The 23464-nt window shown below is 57.2% G+C and carries 16 protein-coding genes; 5 read left to right on the forward strand and 11 right to left on the reverse strand.

Features of this window, described 5'->3' with window-relative positions; all coding sequences use genetic code 11:
* Window positions 1-32 precede the first annotated feature (32 nt).
* From CFA77_RS11995 to CFA77_RS12005, 3 genes are read right to left on the reverse strand one after another with little or no spacing between them, the layout of a single operon-like run.
* Window positions 33-809: an enoyl-CoA hydratase-related protein gene (locus tag CFA77_RS11995; RefSeq protein ID WP_206993235.1), complete on the reverse strand. Its 777-nt coding sequence runs from the start codon at window positions 807-809 to the stop codon at window positions 33-35.
* Entirely contained in the window at window positions 809-1060 is a 252-nt protein-coding gene (locus CFA77_RS12000) for a hypothetical protein (RefSeq protein WP_206990896.1), read from the reverse strand. Before CFA77_RS12000 ends, CFA77_RS11995 begins: the two co-directional genes overlap by 1 nt.
* A 4-nt stretch (window positions 1061-1064) precedes the next feature.
* A complete protein-coding gene (locus CFA77_RS12005) occupies window positions 1065-2561 on the reverse strand; it encodes a CoA-acylating methylmalonate-semialdehyde dehydrogenase (protein ID WP_206990897.1) in 1497 nt (498 codons plus the stop codon).
* Between the two features lie 101 nt (window positions 2562-2662).
* On the opposite strand from CFA77_RS12005, the gene CFA77_RS12010 reads away from it, so the two are divergent.
* On the forward strand, window positions 2663-3556 hold the full coding sequence (locus tag CFA77_RS12010) for a LysR family transcriptional regulator (protein ID WP_206990898.1): 894 nt from the start codon (window positions 2663-2665) through the stop codon (window positions 3554-3556).
* A gap of 1 nt (window position 3557) precedes the next feature.
* Here CFA77_RS12010 and CFA77_RS12015 read toward each other — a convergent pair whose 3' ends face one another.
* From CFA77_RS12015 to proC, 4 genes are all read right to left on the reverse strand, one after another.
* Window positions 3558-5711, reverse strand: a complete 2154-nt coding sequence (locus CFA77_RS12015; protein ID WP_371822991.1) for an alpha-glucuronidase family glycosyl hydrolase — start codon at window positions 5709-5711, stop codon at window positions 3558-3560.
* 141 nt (window positions 5712-5852) lie between these two features.
* Window positions 5853-7415, reverse strand: coding sequence for a sodium/proline symporter PutP (putP, locus tag CFA77_RS12020; protein ID WP_034811400.1), 1563 nt, complete (start codon window positions 7413-7415; stop codon window positions 5853-5855).
* A gap of 67 nt (window positions 7416-7482) precedes the next feature.
* Window positions 7483-8736 carry a glutamate-5-semialdehyde dehydrogenase gene (locus CFA77_RS12025; protein WP_371822992.1) on the reverse strand — a complete coding sequence of 418 codons (1254 nt, stop codon included), beginning with the start codon at window positions 8734-8736 and terminating at the stop codon, window positions 7483-7485.
* Window positions 8737-8776: 40 nt separating this feature from the next.
* Complete coding sequence (proC, locus tag CFA77_RS12030) at window positions 8777-9556, reverse strand: pyrroline-5-carboxylate reductase (RefSeq protein WP_206990901.1); 780 nt, start codon at window positions 9554-9556, stop codon at window positions 8777-8779.
* 245 nt (window positions 9557-9801) lie between these two features.
* On the opposite strand from proC, the gene proB reads away from it, so the two are divergent.
* Window positions 9802-10965, forward strand: coding sequence for a glutamate 5-kinase (gene proB, locus CFA77_RS12035; RefSeq protein WP_206990902.1), 1164 nt, complete (start codon window positions 9802-9804; stop codon window positions 10963-10965).
* On the opposite strand, the gene CFA77_RS12040 is transcribed toward proB, so the two are convergent.
* Complete coding sequence (locus tag CFA77_RS12040; protein WP_034811382.1) at window positions 10966-11442, reverse strand: MarR family winged helix-turn-helix transcriptional regulator; 477 nt, start codon at window positions 11440-11442, stop codon at window positions 10966-10968. It lies immediately after the preceding gene.
* Between the two features lie 131 nt (window positions 11443-11573).
* Here CFA77_RS12040 and CFA77_RS12045 point away from each other — a divergent pair, with 131 nt between their 5' ends.
* Entirely contained in the window at window positions 11574-12359 is a 786-nt protein-coding gene (locus CFA77_RS12045) for an enoyl-CoA hydratase/isomerase family protein (protein WP_206990903.1), read from the forward strand.
* Window positions 12360-12364: 5 nt separating this feature from the next.
* Here CFA77_RS12045 and CFA77_RS12050 read toward each other — a convergent pair whose 3' ends face one another.
* Genes CFA77_RS12050 through CFA77_RS12060 form a run of 3 tightly spaced genes read right to left on the reverse strand, consistent with a single transcriptional unit; the run spans window position 12365 to window position 16964 of the window.
* The gene (locus CFA77_RS12050) at window positions 12365-13711 is read right to left on the reverse strand and encodes an efflux transporter outer membrane subunit (protein WP_206990904.1); all 1347 of its coding nucleotides are present in this window, start codon (window positions 13709-13711) and stop codon (window positions 12365-12367) included.
* Between the two features lie 2 nt (window positions 13712-13713).
* Entirely contained in the window at window positions 13714-15651 is a 1938-nt protein-coding gene (locus tag CFA77_RS12055; RefSeq protein ID WP_206990905.1) for a MacB family efflux pump subunit, read from the reverse strand.
* A gap of 11 nt (window positions 15652-15662) precedes the next feature.
* Complete coding sequence (locus CFA77_RS12060; protein WP_206990906.1) at window positions 15663-16964, reverse strand: efflux RND transporter periplasmic adaptor subunit; 1302 nt, start codon at window positions 16962-16964, stop codon at window positions 15663-15665.
* Window positions 16965-17317: 353 nt separating this feature from the next.
* Here CFA77_RS12060 and CFA77_RS12065 point away from each other — a divergent pair, with 353 nt between their 5' ends.
* Together CFA77_RS12065 and bamA are read left to right on the forward strand one after the other, a co-directional pair.
* The gene (locus CFA77_RS12065; protein ID WP_206990907.1) at window positions 17318-20824 is read left to right on the forward strand and encodes an autotransporter outer membrane beta-barrel domain-containing protein; all 3507 of its coding nucleotides are present in this window, start codon (window positions 17318-17320) and stop codon (window positions 20822-20824) included.
* A 39-nt stretch (window positions 20825-20863) separates the two neighbouring features.
* Window positions 20864-23461, forward strand: a complete 2598-nt coding sequence (bamA, locus tag CFA77_RS12070; protein WP_206990908.1) for an outer membrane protein assembly factor BamA — start codon at window positions 20864-20866, stop codon at window positions 23459-23461.
* Window positions 23462-23464: the final 3 nt, after the last annotated feature.

The raw sequence follows: 23464 nt of genomic DNA on the forward strand, positions 1-23464 counted from the left end.
GCGGCGCGATGTTTATGCACTCCGGTGCAGGCTTATTTGTCCTTGAAGTCCGGCGCGCGCTTCTCTGTGAAAGCGGCCATGCCTTCCTTCTGGTCTGCGGTTCCAAACAGGCCCTGGAACAGGCGGCGCTCGAACTTCACGCCTTCAGCGGTGGAGACTTCCAGCGCGCGGCCAACCATTTCCTTGGCCGCCATGATGGACGGGATGGAATAGCCGGCGATTTCCTTCGCCGCGCCCATGGCCGTATCCATCAACGCGTCATGCTCGACTACGCGAGAGACGAGGCCGATCCGGTCAGCCTCAGCGGCGTCGATCATGCGGCCGGTGAGCACCATGTCCATGGCTTTGGCTTTGCCGACGGCCTTGGTCAGGCGAATGGAGCCGCCCATGCCGGGCGTGACGCCCAGCTTGATTTCCGGCTGGCCGAACTTCGCCTTTTCGGACGCGATGATCATGTCGCACATCATGGCCAGCTCACAACCGCCGCCGAGCGCGAAACCATTCACCGCCGCAATCACCGGCTTGCGGCATGCTGCGAAACGATCCCAGAGGCCGAAGAAATCCTCGACATACATGTCGGAGAAGCTTTGCGGCTGCATTTCCTTGATGTCGGCACCGGCAGCAAAGGCGCGGCCCTCGCCGGTCAGCACGCTGACGGCAATGTCCTTGTCGCGGTCAATGCGCGCAAAGACGTCGGCAACTTCTGCCATGACCTGTTGGTTCAGCGCATTCAGGCTGTCCGGCCGGTTGATCGTGACCAGCGCGATGCGGTTCGAGTGTTCAAAAGTGATCGTGTCGTAAGTGCTCATCATTCAATCCAATCAGAAGCAGTGGGTTTCAGCTCGCATTCCATTCGGTGCGCCATCTGTTCCGGTGTCGGCGTATCGGCATACACACCGCGCTGGGAATAGGTACAAACACATTCCTTGGATGCCTTCAGCCATATGCCACCACCATCCGCGCAACTATCGCGTTCCATCCATCCCAGCACAAACACGGCAAAGCCAGCGACTGCAGCGATGATACCTAATCGGAAAACTAGCGAGGCGACTTTCTTCAAATCTCTATCCCATCGTCGGAATGATAAACGCCTGGTCGCCAATGTCGCCTTCGGGCCAGCGCTGGGTGACCGTCTTGATCTTTGTCCAGAAGCGCACGCCCTCCGGGCCATGCTGATTGGTATCGCCAAAGGCCGACCGCTTCCAGCCCCCGAAAGTGTGATAGCTCACCGGCACCGGGATCGGCACGTTCACGCCCACCATGCCGACATTGACCTGCGCGGCAAACTCGCGCGCGGCGCGGCCATTCGAGGTAAAGATCGCGACACCGTTTCCGTATTGGTGATTGCTCGGCAGCGCGGCAGCCTCTTCCAGCGTCTCAGCGCGCACAACCTGCAACACCGGACCAAAAATCTCTTCCTTGTAGGATTGCATCGTAGGCTTCACATTGTCGAACAGGTTCGGGCCAATAAAATATCCGTTCTCATTGCCCTGCAACTTCAGGCCGCGACCGTCGAGCACAAGGTCTGCGCCCTCATCGACACCCATCTGGATGTAGCTTTCGACCTTGGCCTTGTGAGCGGCCGAGACCACCGGGCCATAATGCGCATCCGCATCGGTCGAGATGCCGACTTTCAGGTTGCGCGCGGCGTCCACCATGCGCTCCACGAACTCGTCGCCAGTCTTCTTGCCGACGGTGACGGCCACCGGCAGCGCCATGCAGCGTTCGCCCGCCGAGCCATAGGCCGCGCCGACGATGTCCTTTACCGCCTGCTCCATGTTGCAGTCGGGCATGATGATGCCGTGGTTCTTTGCCCCGCCCATGGCCTGCACGCGTTTGCCGTGTGCTGTGCCAGTGGAATAGACATATTGTGCGATGTCGGAGGACCCGACGAAGCTGACGGCCTTGACGTCCGGATGCGTCAGGATGGCATCAACAGCCACCTTGTCGCCATTGACCACGTTCAGCACGCCTTCCGGTGCGCCGGCCTCGAGCAGCAATTCGCCCAGGCGCATCGGCACCGACGGGTCTTTCTCCGACGGCTTGAGGATGAAAGTGTTACCGCAAGCAATGGCCACAGCCGCCATCCAGCACGGGATCATGGCGGGGAAATTGAACGGCGTGATACCGGCCACGACGCCCAGAGGCTGACGCATGGAATAGACATCAATGCCGGGGCCTGCGCCTTCAGTGTACTCGCCCTTCTGCAAATGAGGGATACCGCAAGCGAACTCGACCACGTCGATGCCGCGCTGAACATCACCGCGCGAATCCGCGACCACTTTGCCATGCTCGGCCGACAACAGCTCAGCCAGCTCATTGATATTGGCTTCCAGCAGGCGCTTGAATTCGAACATCACTCGCGCGCGGCGCTGGGGGTTCATCATGGACCAGGCCGGGAACGCCTCTGACGCATTCATGATGGCCTGTGAAACTTCATCACGGGTCGCCAGCGCGACGCGGGCCTGAACCTCACCGGTGTTGGGATTGTAGATGTCGCCGAACCGCCCGGACGTGCCGGTGACAGACTTTCCGCCAATGAAGTGGTCCACTTCGCGCATGAGAAACTCCCTTTGATTTTGACGGGACCGTAGCGCGCGTATAAATTCCGGTAAATGGACAATATCGCAGCTACGAGCTGCAAAATCGCAGGCAACAAGTAATGAACTGGGACGATCTCCGCCTCCTACTCGATGTGAGCCGCCATCCGCGTCTCGCCGATGTGGCTACGCGCACGGGGCTTGACCCGACAACGATCAGTCGGCGCCTGAGGCGGCTTGAGACCGAGTTGGGGCTCGAACTGTTCGAACGGACACCCAAGGGCCATGTCCTGACGCCGGTTGGCCAGACCGTGGCCGACAAGGTAGAGGGGCTGGAGCATACGGCGTCCGAGATCGCCGCGCTGTCAGACAATGACGGCCCGCTCGCCGCAGGACGCGTCCGGCTCGGCGTGACCGAAGGACTCGGCAGTCTCCTGATTGCGCCCGCCATGACGGACTTCGCCGCGCAGAACCCGCATATAGGGCTCGACATCATTGCGGTCTCGGGTTTCGTCAGCGTGCCAAAGCGAGAAGCCGACATGTCGATCATGCTGACACGGCCAAAGACAGGCCGCGTGAAGGTGCGCAAGATGTCTGATTATGTGCTGCAGATGTACGCCCACCCGGATTACCTCGCCCGCACGCGCCCGGTCGAACAGGTCAGCGACCTCAGCGAGCATGATCTCATCGGCTATGTCGACGACCTCATTTACTCAACCCAGCTGCGTTATCACGAAGACATCGCCCCCGGCCTGACGCCGCGCTTCTGCAGCCCGTCCATCGTGGCGCAATGGCAAATGGCCCGCGAAGGCGCAGGAATTGCCGTGCTGCCCCACTTCATCGCGGCGGGCGACCCGAACCTCGTCCATGTGTTGCCAGAGGAAGTCCGTATCGACCGCGCCTTCTGGCTTGCCGTCCATGAGGATGTACACGGAACAACCCGTGTGCGCGCCGTCAGCCGCTTTCTGGATGATCTGTTCGCCGCCTCAACCGAGCGGCTCACCGGCACCAGCTAACCTATTCACCCTGCCCCGGCGCATTCGGGAAAGACAGGCTCTTGTAATGGTCGAGATCATGCGCGGGCGGCTCTGCACCCTCAGGCAGAGGCAAGCCGTTCACGCTCTGCCAGTAGGCGATGGAGGCGTCACGCCACCAGATAGCTTCCTGATGCTGGATTCCGAGGAAAGCCGAGACCTGCGCGAAACGCTCGGCATCGATCTCGTTCTCCAGGCTCGCCCATTGCGCCTGCATCGCCTCCACCGCGCTGACGCCTCGGTCATAGCGGTTCACGAGTTCCTGCCAGAGCGTCTGGCCGTTCGAGAGCTGGTAGTCCCACGGCACGCGATGGAACCAGAGCAGCAATTCATCCGGCACCGTGTCGAGACTCGCCCATTCCTGCGCCACCGGCCCGGCATACTGATCGACTGCGCCAGAGCCTGTATCGGTCCGGTCAAAGCCGACCGCATCCTTTGTGGCCTTGTGATAATAATATGGGGTCCAGTCTGCCCGTCCGAGATCATCGACCCAAGGCGCGGGGCCATAATGGTGTCCGGTTCCCATGAGATGGGTGAGACCAAGCGGCGTCATATAGTTCACGACCGCCTCGCGTGAGCCCATCATCATGCCGGTAATTTCGTCGGCGACTTCTGGCGCGCGGCTGAGAGTCTGTTCCACCCAATCGCGCGCGATGGCCTCAGAGGAGGCGTCAGGATCCCAGGCAAGCCGCCCGAAAGCGTACCAGTTCGCCTGATCGAAGACTGAGCCTGACCAGTTCCGATCACTGCCGATATTGGCAACACCGGCCATGCCGGTAAGCTCGTACTCTTGCGCGACGCCATCGATCACGGAGGCAACGCTTGTGCCCTCACCCTCGGCGTGCGTATCGGCCGACAACACCTCTTCCCAGAGCGTGCCCAAATAGGCGAGATGGGTCGAGAAGCCGAGATATTCCTTGGTGATCTGGAGTTCCATCATCAACGGCGTTTCCGGCATCGCGCCGAACAGCGGATGGAAGGGCTCGCGCGGCTGAAAGTCCAGCGGGCCGTTCTTGACCTGTACCAGAACATTGTCTGCAAACTGACCATCCAGAGGCACGAATTCGGTATAGGCCTGCTTCACGCGGTCTTCGGGTTCTTCGGCCGAATAGACGAAGGCGCGCCACATCACGATGCCTTCATGCGGGGCAAGCGCGGTGGCCAGCATGTTCGCGCCTTCGGCATGGCTGCGCTCATAATCCTGTGGGCCGGGCTGGCCTTCGGAGTTCGCTTTCACGAGGAAGCCGCCGAAATCCGGCACATGGGTATATATCTCGTCCACCTTGGTCTGCCACCAGACCTGCACCTGGGCGTCGCGCGGATCGGCTGTGTCGAGGCCGCCCAGTTCCATCGGCGCAGAGAAGCGCGCGGTGAGATAGACCCTGATCCCATAGGGCCGGAAAATGTCTGCGAGAGCTGCGACTTTCTTTAGGTATAGCGCGGTCAGCACGGTCGCGTCGGCGTTCACATTGGTCAGCGAAACTCCATTAATGCCGATGGACGCATTGGCGCGGGCATAGTCAGTATATTTCGGATCGAGATAGTCTGGCAGCCGGTGCCAGTCCCAGATCGACTGACCCGCATAGCCGCGCTCGACATGGCGATCCAGATTGTCCCAATGATTGAGCAGGCGCAGCTTGGTCTTGGGACGTGAAATGACGTCGAGATCCGTGAGCGCCTCGCCGCGCGACATGCGCTGGAGATAGTCGAACGTGCCATAGAGGACGCCAAGGTCGGATTGCGCGGCGATCAGTGTTACGCGCTTACCGTTCAGTTTCGTTGCCCGCAGGGCGAAGCCCTCGGCGCCAACGGTTTCAGTGGTTGGCAGGTCCGCCTCATCGATCACGTCGGCGCAGTCCGCACTGGCGAGCACAAGCGTCCGGCTGCGCAGCTTGTCCGTGGATTTGAGGGCAGTCCCCAGCAGGGACTCCGTGGCCCGGTCGATTTCGGCAAGCGCAGCCTGAAGCGTCTCCGACGGCTCAGCGCAGGCGGCCATCACATGGCGCGGCGCGTCGGCGGGTCTGGCCTCAAGCTGTTCGTACCGAAGCCAGAGTTCGTAGCCATCCTCTGCAACAGCCGGCAACACGCCGAAACCAATTGAAATCGAAATGAACAGACTAGCGACGCGCTTCAGCAGATTCTTCACAACCCTTGACCCATTTATGTATCGAGAAGCGACAGCCGTGCGACCTCCGCCCCCGAATGTTTGCGTTATCATTACCTAACGCGACAGGCAGGATGTGTCACCGCCCCTCTTTGTCAGAGGAGCGGCACCAGATCAGGGAGCGTCGTTCATCACCTCGCTCATGTCATCAAACCCGGCGGCCACTTTCGGCTTCACCGAGCGGCCAATCACACTGACAAGATAGGCCGCGAGGCCTGACAGCAGGAAGCCGGGGATCATGGCATAGACAAGAGTTTCGAGCGGCACCGCACCGCCCTCAGCTGGCAGGAGCGGTACGTAGAGCCAGACCAGAACCGTAACCGCGCCAACAATCATACCAGCCAGCGCCCCATCACGCGTCAGATGGCGCCAGAACAGGCTAAGCAAAATGATCGGGCCAAAGGCCGAACCGAACCCGGCCCACGCATTTGATACAAGATCAAGAATGTTGCTGTTGGGATCGAAGGCGAGCGCGATGGCCACGAGGCTGACCACAACCGTCGCAATCCGGCCGATCATCACCAGCTCCGACTGCGAAGCCTCGCGCCGGAAGAAGGTCTTGTAGACATCTTCGGTGATCGAGCTGGAAGACACGAGCAGCTGCGAAGAGATCGTGCTCATGATCGCCGCGAGGATCGCCGCGAGCAGGAAGCCGGCGACGAGCGGATGGAAGATGATTTGCGAAAGCAGGATGAAGATGGCTTCAGAGTCGGTCAGCTGCGCGCCGAGGTCATGTTGCTGGACATAAGCGACGCCCACGGCGCCGACAAAGACGGCTCCGATGACCGTAACGAGCATCCAACTCATGCCGATAATGCGAGCGGTCTTGATGTCCTTGAGTGACCGGATGGCCATGAAGCGCACAATGATGTGCGGCTGACCGAAATAGCCAAGCCCCCAAGCGAGGAGGGAGACGAGGCCCACTACGGTCATACTCTCGGGCCACATGTCGAAAAACTGACTACGCGCCGGACCAACAGCTCCACTGTCAGCATCCACATACGAAGGCGCGCTTGTGATCGCACTTTCCATGCCGCTCCACCCACCAATCACGAAGTATGCGATAACGGGCACGAGGATGAGCGCGATGAACATGATGCAGCCTTGCACGAAGTCCGTCAGGCTGACCGCCAGAAAGCCCCCAACGACCGTATAGGCAAGCACGACGCCAGCGGTGACAAACAAGCCGAGCTGGTAGTTCAGGCCAAAGGCGGATTCAAAGAGCTTGCCGCCCGCGACGATGCCGGAAGAAGTATAGACGGTGAAGAAAACAATGATCACCAGCGCAGAGATGGTGCGCAAGGCGTGCGAGGAATCGTGAAAGCGCTTCTCGAAGAAGTCGGGAATGGTAATCGAGTCATCCGCCATTTCTGTATAGATACGCAAGCGTGGCGCGACAAATCGATAGTTGAGATACGCCCCGATTACCAAACCAACGGCAATCCAGGCTGCAGAAAAGCCGCTCACATAGATCGCACCGGGCAACCCCATCAACATCCAGCCACTCATATCAGAGGCCCCGGCAGACAAGGCACCGACAGCTGGGTGCAGATTGCGGCCGCCAAGCATGTATTCGGACACGTCGCTGGTAGACGTTTTGTAGGCATAAAGTCCGATGGCCATCATCAGGACGAAATACGTCCCAAGCGATATCAATTCGGGAACGCTGATTGTCATATATTTCTCGCTGTCCTCGTAAAATTACGGAAAAGCGCGCCCCCCGTGGCCGCGCGTATCATTTAGATCAAGGCCGGGTCTGGCCGTTGCCATGTACCAGATATTTGAAACTGGTCAGTTGCTCCAACCCCACCGGCCCACGCGCGTGCATCTTGCCCGTCGCAATGCCAATCTCGGCACCCATGCCAAACTCCCCGCCATCGGAGAATTGGGTTGAAGCATTGTGCATTACGACGGCGCTGTCGATGGAGGTCATGAAACGGCGGGCTGCATCGGCATTTTCGGTCAGGATGGCATCCGTGTGACCGGAGGAGTGCTCGCTCACAAAGTTGATCGCTTCCTGAAGTCCACCGACGATCTTCACCGATGCAATCGGGTCGAGATATTCGGTCGACCAATCTTCGTCGGTCGCTTCGACAAGATCGGGCGCAATACGACGTGCCTCAGTATCCCCGCGCAATTCGCAGCCTTCCATGATTTTGACCAAGCGCGGAATGACGATTTCGGCGATCGCCCGATCCACCACAATGCTCTCTGTCGCACCGCAGACGCCGGTGCGGCGCAGCTTGGCATTGCGAACAACGTCGAGGGACTTCTCGATATCCGCATCGGCATGGATGTAGCTGTGGCAGTTGCCATCAAGATGGAGCAGTGTCGGCACCTTGGCTTCGTCACGCACCAGCTCCACCAGACCGCGGCCGCCGCGCGGAATGACGAGATCTACATAGTCGACAGCATGCAGCAGCGCGGTTACGGCATTCCGGTCGGTGGTCTCAACCGTCTGAACGGCGCCTTTCGGCAGGCCAGCAGCTTCGAGCCCAGCCTGCATGCAGGCTACAATCTCGCGCGTTGAATTCTTGCTTTCCGAGCCGCCGCGCAGGATCACGGCATTGCCGGATTTCAGGCACAGCGCACTGGCATCGGCGCCGACGTTTGGACGAGATTCGTAGATCATCCCGATCACGCCAATTGGCACGGCCACGCGCTCAATGGTCAAGCCATTCGGGCGCTCAGTGGTCGAGAGCAACCGCCCGACCGGGTCCGGCAACTCCGCAATCTGTTCCAGGGCGCTTGCCATCGCCTCGACCCGTTCGTCGGTGAGTCGCAGCCGGTCGATGAAGGAGTCCGGTCGGCTGTCGCCGACGCTGTCGATATCTTCCTTATTGGCGGCAAGAAGGTCCGCTTTTGCCTCACGCAATGCCTTGGCGGATGCGCGGAGAGCGTCATTTTTCTGCTCGGTCGTCGCCGTCAGCAATGCCTTTGCAGCGTCGCGGGCATTCTGGCCCAGACCGGAAATATATGCGTTCAAACGGGAATCCAATGTGGTCACGTTTCGTCCTTCATGGTTCTTGTTCAGGTGCCTAGCGCAGCTCGATTGCGCGCTTGTAGGCCGACTCGGTGGTGGCTTTCAGGAGATCTGACAACTTTCCGTCTCCATTCAGGGCCTTCAGGCCCGCTTCGGTCGTGCCATTCTTGCTGGTGACGGAATTGCGGAGATTTTCCGGATTGTCGCCGGTTTCAAGGATCATGCGGATGGAGCCATCCAGCGTGCCGAGCACAAGATCGCTGGCCTGTTCGTCACTGAAGCCTAGTTCCTTGGCCGCCTCGATATAGGCGCGGGCGATCTCGAAGACATACCCCGGACCGCTGCCAGCGACGGCGGTTACCCGGTCAATCTGGTCTTCATCATCTACCCAGACAGCCGTCCCGGCAGCCTGCATGAGGGTTTCGACAGTATCCCTTTGGTCGGCACTTGCCGCGCTGCTGGCGTAAAGGCCCGCAACGCCCGCCCCGATGGCAGATGGAAGGTTCGGCATGATCCGTATAACCGGATAGCCCGGCAGCGCAGTCTGCAGGCGCTGCACCGAACACCCCGCAGCGATCGACGCAACGGCCCCATCCGGATTGAGCACGTCCTTATAGGCCGGCAGTATCTCATCAACCATTTGCGGCTTGATCGCGACGATCAACAGATCAAACTTCTCGTCTCCAAGGGCGTTGATATCCTTGAATAGACGGGCACCTTCCACAGGTTGGTCCAAGAAAGGATCGACAATGGTGAACTCATGCTCCACCGCGCGCATCCACTGCGTCAGAAGCGCGCCGCCCATCTTTCCGCATCCAACGAGAAGTACCTTCATGCTATACTAGTCCTTTGCTCACCTGACCCGCGAGATAATGATATTTGTTTAGAATTCAAACCATCTATTACAGAAACTCAAGCTTTCGGCGGATGCCGCAAAATAGACGAATTTCCCTGATTCGTGACTTTTCAGACTAGGTATTGAGACCTTGAAGAAAGTCTGAAGGTATTTTGTAAGCTAATTATTTGCATCGTAACCCAAACCTTCTTATGTCCGCCCCTAAGCAACCACCGGAGCCTAATTTGCCTTCCAAGAAACGCATCGTCGTGAAAATCGGATCGAGCCTACTTGCCAATCCAGACCTTCTCACACCGCGCTGGGCATTCATGCAACGGCTATTGGAAGACATCACCAAATTACGGAATGACGGCTACGAAGTTGTCCTGTGTTCGTCAGGTGCCGTGGCGCTCGGTTTGAACATGTTGAACGAGAAGCCGGAAACCGCCGGGCTGCGCGACAAACAGGCCGCTGCTGCGTGTGGCATGCCCCTGCTGCTGAACGCCTACAAACAAGTTGCCCATGAGTTTGGATTCGATATCGCACAGGTGCTCGTCACCCTTCAGGACATGGAAGAGCGCAAGCGCTTCTTGAACACCAAGAACACTGTCCACCGCCTGTTGCAGGGCGATATTCTGCCAATCGTGAACGAAAATGACTCGATCACGACCGAAGAAATCCGTGTGGGCGACAATGACCGCCTCGCCGCAAAAGTCGCCCAGATGATCCAGGCGGACCATCTGGTGATCCTCACCTGCATTGACGGCCTCTACGACAAGAACCCTGAAGAGCCAGGCGCCAAACTGGTCGAAGAAGTCCATGATGTCAGCGAGTATATCGCGGTTACGGAAGGCACCAGCAGTCTCGGTAGCGGCGGCATGCTCACCAAGATGCAGGCCGCAAACATGGCGCAGAATGCCGGATGCACGACCCTCATCGCGAATGGGGAACATGACGCGCCCGTGTCTTCAGTTCTCTATAATGAACGACCGCACACCAAATGCATCGCGCACACCAAGCCAGCTTCAGCTTGGGCGACGTGGCTGACTGATCGCCTTCAGATTGCCGGCAGTATCGTGATCCGTGACGAGTTGGCAAACACGCTGGCCGATAGCCCAGAACATGTCCTGCATGAAGACATCAAGTCAATTCAGGGTCAGTACCTCAAGGGTGACGTGATTCACGTTTATGACGAAAGCGGCGCGGAGATCGCGCGCGGCATGACCAACTTCTCGTCAGAAGAAACCATGGTGCTCGCGCGTCATCCGGAAATTTCACCGAAAGAACTGCTCGGCTACCAAACTGGTGGCACGGTCATCAGTCGCGAAAATCTGATTGTCCTGGAAGATCGCCACCTCCTCTGGGACAAACCGGAAGAGGAAACAATGGTGGAAGTCTCCGAGAGTTGATCAGCCCTCTTTCTGCAAATCTCCAACCTCCAGGATCGGCGCCGCATCAAGGCTTCCCGCATTCATCATGGCAGCCAGCCGCTGCACCGATGAGATGAGCAGACTCTGTTCCCACAACTCCAGAGAGTCAAAACGCTTCAGGAACCCTTCCTGAAGCGCTTCCGGCGCATCTTCGAGGCTTCTACGACCAGTCTCCGTAATCGAGACATCTACGGCGCGGCGGTCGGTTTCGTTCTTCTGCCGCTCGACGAGGCCCGCCGCCTCCAATCGATCCACGATGGAAGTGATCGTCGCTTGGGATAAATGCACTTCGCGGGCGATCTCCGATGGCTTGACCGATCCGGCACCGGACAAGGTCTGCAATACAATGAGCTGTGGCGCCGTGAGGCCGGTCGTTTTCGCCAATTGCTTGGAATTCAGGTCGATCGCACGCGTAATCTGTCGAATTGCGGTCAGGAGGTCTTTGCGGTGGGCCATGCCCGCACCTAAAGAGACACTCGGTGCTGCGTCAATTCCCACAACTGTTCAGAAGGCCGGCTCGGGGTGGCCGAACAGCCAACGCTCGCATACAGAAATTGTGCAACAAGACTTATCTGAAGGATTAGAGCATGACTTCCCAACGCATCCGCATCGAGGTCAGTAATGGGATTGGCGAACTGATCCTGAACAAGCCCGAACGCCGCAACGCTCTGTCGAGTGATATGTGGGCAGCAATTCCCGGTAGGGTGAAGCAGCTGGAGGCCGATCCCGAAGTGAAATGCGTCATCATTCATGGCGGAACGGCAGGCGCATTCGCAGCGGGCGCAGATATTTCGGAGTTCGAGACGATCTATGCCACGCCCGAAAGCGCAGAGCATTCGGCAAACCTGATTTCCGATGCGGTTACATGTCTCGCCCAATGCCCGAAGCCGATCATCGCTGCGATCACCGGCGCTTGCGTGGGTGGCGGCGTCGCACTTGCTCTGACGGCAGACATTCGCATCGCAAGCCCCGAAGCCAGGTTCGGTGTGCCTCCGGCGAAGCTGGGGCTTGTGTATCCGGTGAACGATACACGGCGCTTGATAGAAACCGTTGGTATTCCTGCCGCCAAGGACATCTTGCTGACAGGTCGTTTATTTGATTGCGACGAGGCCTATCGTATCGGTTTGGTTACACATATGGCAGAGTCCGAATCAGCCTTGGAATTGGCGCGAGAAACGGCGCGTCTGGTTTCAGCCAATTCACTCTGGTCACATAGCGCGATGAAGCGCACCTTCGATGCGATCAAGATGGGCTGGCGAGACGATAGTCCTGAAGCGAAAGCCCTGTTCCTGGAAAGCTTCGAGAATGAGGACTTCCAGGAAGGTTACAGGGCCTTCCTCGCAAAGCGCCCGGCCAAATTCAGCTGGCGCTGACGGGGTTAGAACCCGCCTCCCACTGCGACGTAGAGATCAATGGCCGCAGCCAACCGGTCCCGACGCGCCTCGAGGGCACTTTGCGTTGCAGAATAATAGTTCTGTTGTGCAGACAAGAGACTCGTCAAATCGTCCGTGCCGACACGATATCGCAGTTCAGCGGAATCCAGTGCGCGGCGACTGGCAACGAGTGCAATCTGGAGCTGTTCTTCACGTTGGGCGCTGGTATTGATGGCAGACAGCGCAACATCAACATCGCGTAACGCGCTGAGAATGGCCTGCTCATAATTCGACAGCAACGCCTCCCTTCGCGCTTTGGCACTGTCGAGCTGAGCCTCCAGCGCTCCCCCAGAAAACACAGTCTGCGCAAGGGACGCCGAAAGACTGGCGGTCGGGTCAGACATAGAGGTCAGGAGTGTCGTCACACCCGCGCCAAGATCGACACTTGGCAGCATGGCTGCTCTCGCAATCTGAACATTGGCCTGCGCCGCCCGCAAATCAGCCTCGGCCTGCAACAAGTCCGGGCGCCGCCCCAGAAGCTGAGATGGTAGGCCTGCTTCCGGTACTGGCAAGCCAGTCTCGTAAAGGTCTACGTCCGGCACTTCGAAATTTTGCGGCACCTGCCCGATAAGGATCGCAATCGCCGTCCGCAGAGAGAGTATCTGCTGCTCGATCTGCGGGAGTTGCGCACGCGAATTGGCCAATGCAGCTTCCTGGCTGGCAAAATCAAATCCGGAAATCTCGCCCGCATCGTACCTTACCCGCACGATTTCAAAGATACGCTCGGCAATTTCCAGATTGTCTTGCGCGACTTCAAACTGCTTACGCGCGACCTGAAGGTCAAAATAGTTCGCTGCCAGATCAGATGTAACACTCAGCTCAAGCGCTCTTTGCGCGAACTCAGCCGATTCGAGATTGGCCCCTGCCGCATCACGTGACGCTGCAACACTGCCAAACAGATCCAGCTGATAGCTAGCCGACAGGCGGGCACTGCGAGAAAAATCACTGAAGTCGGAATCACTGTCGGTGGAAACTGACGCCCCTGCTGAAACAGATGGCAAGGCGCTGGAATCGGCAACACGCAACGCAGCGCGTGCGGAGGTAACATTGGCAAGTCCAGCTTCAAGCGACTTGTTCCGCGTGAGTGCGGTGCTGACCAATGCGTTCAAGGATTCATCGCCGAAGGTTGACCACCAGAGCCCTGTGGCCGGCAATTCTGTTTCCGCTTGCATTGAGGTTTCATAGGACGCCGGAAGCTCAACCGAGGACAAAGGCGTATCGGACGATTGCGTTGCGGTACATCCTGCAAGGACGACAAGCAGACTGAGAGGAAGAAGAGGAATTCTGGTCATGATTACTCCGCCGCAAGGGCCCGGACCGGATCAAGCCGCGAGGCATTGCGCGCCGGCAGGAAGCCGAACACGAACCCGGTCAGGAAAGCTGTTGAAAAGGCGAGGATCGCGGGCATGGGCGTTACGGCGATGCTGGTGCCGAGATTGGCGAGGATTGCACAGATCGCGAAGCCCGTAAGAATACCGATCAAACCGCCCAGCGCGCAGACCACGACGGCCTCCACAATGAATTGGACAAGAATATCAGACCGACGCGCCCCCGTCGCCATGCGCACACCGATCTCGCGCGTGCGTTCTGATACGCTGACAAGCATGATGTTCATCACACCGATACCGCCGACGAGCAATGAGATAGAGGCAACCGCGCCTAGCAGGATCGAGAACGAATTCTGTGTGTCCTGAACGGACTCCAGGATCGATGCCGTATTCCGTATCCGAAAATCCTGTGTTCCGTGTCGTTGAAGCAGCAGCTCGTTTGCTTCAGTCTCCGTCGTCGAGATTACGTCCGTGTCTTCCACAGCGATGGTTATACTCGACAGGTAGGAACTGCCGAACACGCGCATCATCCCGGTTGTGATGGGAATAAGCGCGATATCATCCTGGTCACGGCCGAACGAGCTGGCGCCTTCTTCTTTAAGCACGCCGGCGACCTCAAATGGTGCGCCCGCAAGAAAGACATACTCGCCGACGGCTTCCGAGATATTGTCGAACAATTCCCCCGCGGTCGTTGTGCCCAGCACAACCACACCTACGCGTCGGTCGACATCTTCTGCCGTGAAGAAAGAGCCGTATTCAATATTGCGGGTATTGGCGAGCAACCAGTCTTCCGAAACACCCTCCACGGAGCCACGATGGTCATTGCTTCCTCGCCGCAATGTTGCAGATCCGGACCGCGATGGCACCGCAGCCAGGACATTGTCCAATTCGCCCAATCTCTCAGCATCTTCGAGTGAAAGGGTTGCAATGGCGTCACCGCGCATTCGCGCGCCCCGGTCACCCCCCGGCTGAACGAAGAGCAGGTTCGCACCCATGTCCTCGAACCGGGCCATAACCTCGCGCTGGCTACCTTGCCCGACCGCCAGCATTGCGACCACCGCCGCAACGCCGATCACCACGCCCAGCAAGGTCAGTGCGGTGCGAAACAGGTTCGCGCGCAATGACCGGAAGGCCGTCTTGATGGATTCCGTAAGCTGAAGAAAGAAGGAGGGGGAGGATTTCACGGCGCGTTGGTCAAACGACTCCAGAGACCGTTCTACTGAACCGGAATCGGAAATGATTTTGCCGTCGCGAATTTCAATCGTGCGGTCTGCGCGTTCAGCGACTTCCTGGTCATGGGTAATCAGGATGACTGTGCGGCCGGAGCGATGCAGCTCTTCCAGCAATTCCAGAAGTTCTTCACTCGTGCCGGAATCGAGCGCTCCCGTCGGCTCATCCGCAAGGATGACTTCGGCATCATTCATCAGAGCTCGGGCAACAGCCACACGTTGCTGCTGTCCCCCGGACAATTGACCGGGGCGACTTTTCTCGCGCCCGCCAAGGCCAAGCCTACCGAGCAATTCCTGTGCGCGGGCCTTCCGTTCCGATTGGCGAACCCCGGCATAGACCGCAGGTATCTCCACGTTCTCCGATGCGCTGACATTGGCGAGGAGATTATAGCGCTGAAACACAAAGCCGAATGTCCGCCTGCGCAAGGAGGCCAGTGCATCGGCGTCCATCTCGGACACATCCTGCCCATGAATGCGGTAGGTTCCGGAAGTCGGGTGGTCGAGACAACCAAGCAAGTTCATCAAAGTCGACTTACCGGAACCCGACTGTCCGACAATTGCAACGAACTCGCCTTCGCGAATGGTCAGGTCGACGCCATCAAGGGCGCGGACCTCTGCGTCACCCCGTCCGTAGACGCGCTTTATGTCCTGCAAATGCAGCAAGGGTTCTGACATGATCTGGCGTCCTAAACCGGGGGTGGACCCATACGGCGTGGCCGGTCATTTCCGGCACGCTCGGTCGCCTGTTTCGAACGAATGCTCACTTGCCCGGTCACGACCTCATCACCCTCAGACAAGCCGAACAATATTTCGGCACTTGTACGCGTCTGAAGACCAACCAAAACAGGCTGAGGGACAGCTTCGCCATTCGCATCCATTTTCAGAACCATACCCATTTCTGCGTCGGGATATTGCGCGCGTGCCTCACGGATAGCCTGGCCTCTGCCGTCGCCAACACGATCACCCTGGGCGGCTCCGCGTTCAGGTTGCGCAGGACGCCTGGCTTGTGCGCTCTCTGGGCGCTCGGGACGTGACTGCAAGGCCGTTACCGGGATCAGGACGGCATCTTCGGCCTGCCCCAGAATGAAGAAGACCTGAGCGGTCATATCACTTCGCAAAATTCCATCGGGGTTCTCAATATCGAGCAGCGCCTTGTAGAGCACGACGTCATTGACAACTTCAGGCGTGGGAAGGACCTGACGAACTTCGGTTTGCCACTTGTGATCAGAATCGCCCAGCGTGGTGAACCAGGCTTGCTGCCCCTTTGATACGCGCAACACATCTGCTTCGGAGACATCGGCCTCCACGGTCATTATACCGAGATCCGCAATGGTCATGATGACGGGTGCGGTCTGGTTCGCATTGAGGGTCTGGCCCTCGGATGCACTGAGCGAGACGACTGTACCAGCCATCGGAGCGTAAATCTTTGTAAATTCCAGATTGGCTTCATCGGCACGGAGGCTGGAGGTCTGCTGCGCGATCTGCGCATTGATAGCGTCGAGCTTCCCTTCCGCGATCTCCAATTCCGATACCGTGGCCTCATAGTCAGCGCGCGCAATGGCATCGGCCTCAAACAGCATATTGGCGCGTTCAGACTCGGCCCTTGCAAGTTTCAGAGAAGCCGCCTGTTGACGTTTCGAGGCATATAGCGAGTTTAACTGAGCTTGTTGGGCTTCGACCGTGTTCTGTGCAATCGTGGCATCGATCTGCGCAAGGAGTTGGCCCTTCTCGACCTCGTCGCCGACATCAACGAACAACTCTTCCAATTGACCCGAGACCTGTGCGCCAACCTCAACCATCTCCTTTGGCGCAAGAGTACCTGCTGCCGAGATCGTAACTTCAATATCACCCGTGCGTGCGGCTGATGTTTCATAAGTCGGCGTTGTGGAGTTCGCCAAGTTTGACTTCGCAAACCATACGGCACCGCCTGCTGCCAATACGACAATAATCGCGATGATCCAGCGGGATCGTTTCCCAAAAACTCTCATTCTTGTCTCTTTCCAGCAATTCTGGCTGTGAACATGTTCCCGGGTTAAACGACCCAAGTTTCAAATTCCGTCGCGAAGACCGGCATTTTATTGCACTTTCCAGCAAACCCGGCTCAAGCCCGCTCCTTCACCACAGCTTTGTCACCAGAATGTTGCAGATCATTTGCTTGCGCATGAATCCTGAAAGCGGAAGACGACAGCAATGTCCCGCCAATTATGTCAGGCTGACACACTCTCGCTGACAAGCCGCACATTTCGGCAAAGTTCAGACAAGACGCTCCCGTAACGCATTGGGACAGGACGATCTGGAGCGCGCCAACATGAACATTTTTTCATTAAATAACAATCATTTAATGATGCACGCTTCCGGTCCACAGGCATCCGCTCCTGAGGTGGTTGCACGTGGACTGATTATTGTTCTGGGTATGGCTACGGCCCTCCCTGCATGGGCCGTCGAAATCGAGGAATCCACCGTCGCCCCCGTCGAGACCTCCACCGCGAATGACGGACAGCCCGACGACATTACAATCACTGAAGATGGGGAAATTGATCTCAGCGACCTGCCAGGTACCACCGCGATTACGGTCGACTCCGACAATACCATCACCAATGATGGCGAAATTCTCGCAGAAGACACCGACTACGTCACCGCTATTGCTGTCCGAACGGGTACGACGACAGGCATCACCCACACGGGTTCCATCGAATTGTCGGAAGACTATGACCGGGAAGACGAAGACGATGATGACGATGTGGACGGGCCACTCGCCATCGGGACGAACCGCGTGGGCATCGACGTCGAGAATGGTGGCACGATCACAGGTAGTATCCTGCTCGATCATGGCTCCACGCTATACATAGAAGGCAATGATTCAGCGGGCGTACGCATCGGATCCGCGCTCGATGGCGATTACACGCAACAGGGCACAATTTCGGTTATCGGCGACAACGCCCTGGGTCTGAGCCTCGAAGATGACGTCGCCAGTGATGTATTGATCAGCGGCGCCATTACGGTTCAGGGTGAGAATGCGTCAGCTGTCACGATTGATGGGGATGTCTCCGGCAATGTGACGATTGAGAGTTCAATCAGCTCGACCGGCTTCACCAGCACCAGTTCTTCCAACTATATCGCGCCTGTCTATATCGATGACGATACTGAAGCGGTGGAGGATCGCCGCGATGCCGACGACCTTTACGACAATGCGAACGGCGTCCGCATCACGGGCAGTCTCGGACAAGGCTTGTTGATCAATGGCGCGGTCGACGACTTCACATCCGAAGAGGATGAGGATGACGAAACAAAGGATACGATCGACGATTTCGATGAGAATCGAACTGCTGGAAGAATCTACAGTTATGGTTCAGCCCCGGCGCTCGCCATCGAAGCCAACGCTGGCGAAAACGTAGTCTTCTCGAGCGTCGTAGAAACCGTTCGCGATACCACCGATGATGATGATGACGATGACGTAGATGAAGTACTCGCCACGTTTTCTTTTGATCAGGGCCTCATCAATCGTGGGACGATTTATGCCAGTGGCGTGAATATCGGATTCGATGCGACGGCGCTCTCCATATCCGGATCAGAAGACGGAACCGGAACGGTTACAATTGATGGCGGCATCCTGAATTCCGGCACAATTCAAGGAACCGCCTACGAGGCTTCCGCCGTAGGCCTTCTGCTCGGCAACGGCACAGCAATCGGCACTCTCGAAAACTCCGGATCCATCGCCGCAACGACCTATACATTAACGGACGACACCGCCAAAGCGTTGTTCATTTCCAATGGAAGTACGCTGGAAGCGATCCTGAATAGTGGATCCATCACCGCTTCATCAAATGGCTATGGTGGCGCAGCAACGGCGATCACCGATGAAAGTGATACGCTAAGATACATAACCAATACCGGCGCGATATCAGGCCTACTCATTTCAGACGGACGGGAAGATTCGGAAACAGGATCGTCCATCGCCATTGACCTGTCCGCACAAACGGCTGGCGCAACCATTATCCAGTATCAGGAAACTCCCACTGAAGATGTGAACGGCGATGACGAAATCGATGAAGACGATGTGACCGAACCTACAATCTATGGCGACGTCCGGTTCGGAACCGGCGATGACATACTGCAAATTCTGGACGGGGGTCTGGCAGGCGACATCTACTTTGGTGCCGGCGCCGCAACTTTCGACCTATCGGATGCCGAATTTCTGGGAGACACCTATTTCGAGGGCGATACACTCAGCCTGTATATCGAGGAGAGTGAGATCGAGGGAGATTTCGACTTCGGCTCTGCGAGTGGAACGATCGACTTCCTGTCTTCAACGTTGCTCACGGGCGATCTGACGAGCGATGCTTACAGACTGGCCGCGACAATTTCAGATTCTGAAATTGTTCTGCTTGAAGACACGTCCTTGCAGCTTGCCTCCCTCTCCGTCACGGATGGTTCAACACTTGAATTCGAAATTGATCCTCAGAACCTGCGGACCACAGCCTTTCTGTCGGTTTCGGGAACCGCAGCACTGGGCAGCGATACTCTGGTACGCCCAACACTTACGTCATTCATCGACGGTGATTTTGCCGTCACACTGATCGAAGCGGGTACACTGATATACAACGAGGAAACCGCTGAGTTATCGACCGAAAATATACCGTGGATATACAACGTATCACTGGAGACAGAGACGTCTGATACAGACAAACTCAATCTCGACTTTCGCCTCAAGACTGCCGAGGAACTCAGTCTCGACACGAACCAGTCCAGCGCCCTCTCCGCTATACTCAATGTTGCCACGAGTGACGATGATGTCGGATCTGCCATCACGCAGCTTTCGACCGAACATGACTTTCTAGAGGCCTACAATTTGCTGCTGCCTCAGCGCACTGAAGCCGCAACGCGCTATCTGGAATCCCAGTCGAACGCCGCTTTTGGCGCGTTGAGAAGCCATCTGGAGTTCACCCGTAGCTCCAGTGAATCCGGAAATGGAGCATGGGTGCAGGAAACCTATTCCCATGTCAGCTATGATGGGTCTGACGATGGGCCGGGATATGACGGCCGCGGTCTTGGCATCGCTCTGGGGTATGATCGCTCGCTGCTAGGCATAGATGCAATCGGCATCATGGGTACGATGAGCGACGGCAAGTTTGAGGAAAAAACTGGCGGCGAAAATCCTGTGACCATGAAAAGTCTGGGTGTCGGGGTGTATGCGACGGAGCAGATCGGGCGCGTAAACCTTCAGGCCGTTGGCCAGATCGCGAAGGTCGACCATTCCAGCTATAGAGAAATCGAGTTCGACGAGTATGTTTCAGAGGTCAGCGGCACATGGGACGGGATGACCACCGCGGCTTCACTCTTGGCATCAACCGAATTCGGGTCCGGGGCGTTCAGGATGACGCCATCAATTGGTCTGGACTACTTCAAACTTGATCAGGACGGATATTCAGAAACGGCATCAAACGGATTGAACCTATGGGTCAGCGACGCCAGCACAGACCGTGTCACCGCTGATGCCGGAATTGGCTTTGCCTATGTCTGGCGGGAAGGCGCAGACTCGTCTCGCACGGGTCCGGCCTATACCAGTTACAACAATTCCAATCGCTACCGTCCCATGGTTCGGGCTGGATTGGATATTGGCTATCGCTCCACGTTGTCTTCGACACCTTACGAAGTCGACGCTGGATTTGTCGGCTATGAGGACCGTTTTACACTCAGCGCCACCGAGGTGTTTGAAGATGCCGCCACGGTGGGACTCTCGCTACTGGCGGGGTCCGAACTCCTGAAAATTCGGTTTGGCGTGGATGGTGAGTTTTCAACCGACTCAACCGCCCTGACGGCCAACGCCGCCGTCAAACTCCGCTTCTGATCTCTCAGACACCATTTCTCTCTTCTGGATGCCGACTTCATGAGCCACAAAAACAAAACGCTCGCGCTCTCCCTGATCCTCTCTGCGCTCGCCGCTTCGCTGCAACCGACGGCGCTTGCGCAGGTGGGCGCAGAAGACAGCACAGGAAACATCGAAGCCATCATTATCAATGGCAACCAGCGGATCGAAGACCGAACCGTGATGTCCTACCTTCTAGTCGAACCTGGCTCACCTTTTGACGCGAACCGTATCGACCTTTCCCTCAAATCCCTCTTCGCAACCGGCCTCTTTGCTGATGCAAATTTTGACCGGGTCGGGAACCAGCTCATCATTACATTGGTCGAAAACCCAATTGTAAATCGGGTCATGATTGAAGGCAGCAAATCGCTCGGGGAAGAAAAGATCCGCGAAGAAATCCAGATATCGCCGCGCGGCGTATTCACCGCCGCTCGCGTGCAAGCAGACGTACAGCGCGTGATGGAACTCTACCGCCAATCCGGCCGGTTCGCGGCGAAAGTCACGCCCGAATATGTGCCGCTCGATCAGAACCGTGTGGATGTGGTCTTCTCGATTACAGAGGGACCTGTGTCTGGTGTACGAGCGATCAACTTCCTGGGAAATGAAACGTATTCAGACGACCGTCTTCGGTCGGAGATTGTCACCCGTCAATCACGGTGGTGGCAGTTCTTCTCATCAAACGACAATTATGACCCAGGTCGCTTGGAATATGACCGCGAATTGCTTCGTCAGTTTTACCAGAACAAGGGGTATTACGACTTCCGCGTAGAGTCAGCCGTGGCAGAACTAACGCCTGATCAGAAGGATTTCTACATTACCTATACAATCGACGAGGGCGAGATTTATCGCTTCGGCGAGATCAATGTCGAAACCGAGCTGGAAAAGCTCAACACGGACGCCTTGAAAGCGTCACTGGTAGCGCGATCCGGTGACCTGTTCCGAGGCGACACAATTGAAAACTCAATTGATGGCCTGACCTATGTCGCCGGGATCGGAGGTTATGCCTTTCTTGATGTGCGCCCTGAAATCTCCGCCGATCTCGAAACGCATACGATCAACGTGACCTTTCATGTCAATGAAGGTCCGCGTGTTTACATCAACCGCATCAATATTGTCGGTAATACCCAAACGCTCGATCGCGTGATCCGGCGGGAATTGCGCGTGACTGAAGGTGATGCCTTCAACCGCATCTTGCTGGATCGCTCGCGCAACCGCGCACGGGCCCTTGGCTACTTCAAAGACGTCGAAGTTACTGAGGTTCCCACCGCGGACCCTGACCAAATTGACGTGAATGTAAAAGTCACTGAGCAGCCCACTGGCGAGATGAGTTTCTCAGCTGGCTTCTCATCCTCAGAATCTTTCCTCGTAGATGTCAGCGTGGCACAGCGCAATGTGCTCGGGCGCGGGCAATCCGCGTCTGCTCGCCTGTCCACATCCAGCCTGCAGCAAATTGTGGACTTGCAGTATACGGAGCCACGTTTCCTAGACCGTGACATGTCCGCAGGTGTGAGTGCGTTTGCTACCCGCCTCGATTATTCTGACACCGATCTTGGCGGCTATACGACTGAATCTGTAGGTGTCAGCGGGCAGCTAGGTTTCCCCTTGTCAGACCGGCTGCAACTTGGCTTGAAATATACGTTGCAAAACGACAAAATCGACGTCGTCGATCAGAGCATCGTGATTGCCTCGGACAGCGGCGAACGCCTGACAACCGAATACACTGTAGATGACAATGACACCCCGGGAGACACAAGCGATGATGTCGTGGGTGTCGCCTTTCTCACCGCTGATGACGTGCCATTGCCTGATGGCTCGCTGATCGTGGATGTATGCGATGCGCGCTATCTCAACAGATACTCGCTGTGCTCAAGTGAACGATCAGAAATCTCCTCGATCGTCGGGTACAATCTCCTCCTGGACATGAAGAATGACCCTATTGACCCCACTGGCGGGTTCGACCTGCTGTTTGGTCAAGACGTTGCTGGCCTGGGCGGGGACGTGAACTTCATTCGCACCAACGCATCGATGAATATCTATCAAGGCATCACGAAGGGCGTGACGGCCAGTTTGCGTCTTTCCGGTGGATACATCGAACCCTATGGCACGAGCGACGCGGAATCCGAATACGGACAAACCACTCCCCAAGGCGTACGTATCAATAATCGCTTTTTCAAGGGCGGCAACAGCTTCCGCGGGTTTGATACGGCAGGTCTCGGGCCGCGCATTGTGCAAATCATCCAAAATGATGACGGCACAGAAACAGTGAAGCGTCTCAACGCCCTGGGCGGCAACGCGTTCTACCAATCCAGCCTCGACATCTCGATGCCAAACTATCTGCCGGAAGAATACGGCATCAAGACGGGGCTGTTCCTGGAAGCCGGCGCGGTTGGCTTGTTGAGCGACATAGACAAGAGCGACCCGGTCGAGTTCACGGATGCTTTTGGCCGTGATGCCGTCCAGTTGATTGAAGACGACTTGTCCTTGCGCGCATCTACAGGCCTCAGCGTCTATTGGACATCCCCTTTCGGCCCAATCCGCTTCGACTTCAGCCATATCCTCAAGAGCGAAGAGTACGACCGCACGGAGTCCTTCCGTTTCAGCACTTCCACCCGGTTCTGATAG

The organism is Hyphomonas sp. KY3 (assembly GCF_017309975.1).
In the GTDB taxonomy this organism is placed as follows: domain Bacteria; phylum Pseudomonadota; class Alphaproteobacteria; order Caulobacterales; family Hyphomonadaceae; genus Hyphomonas.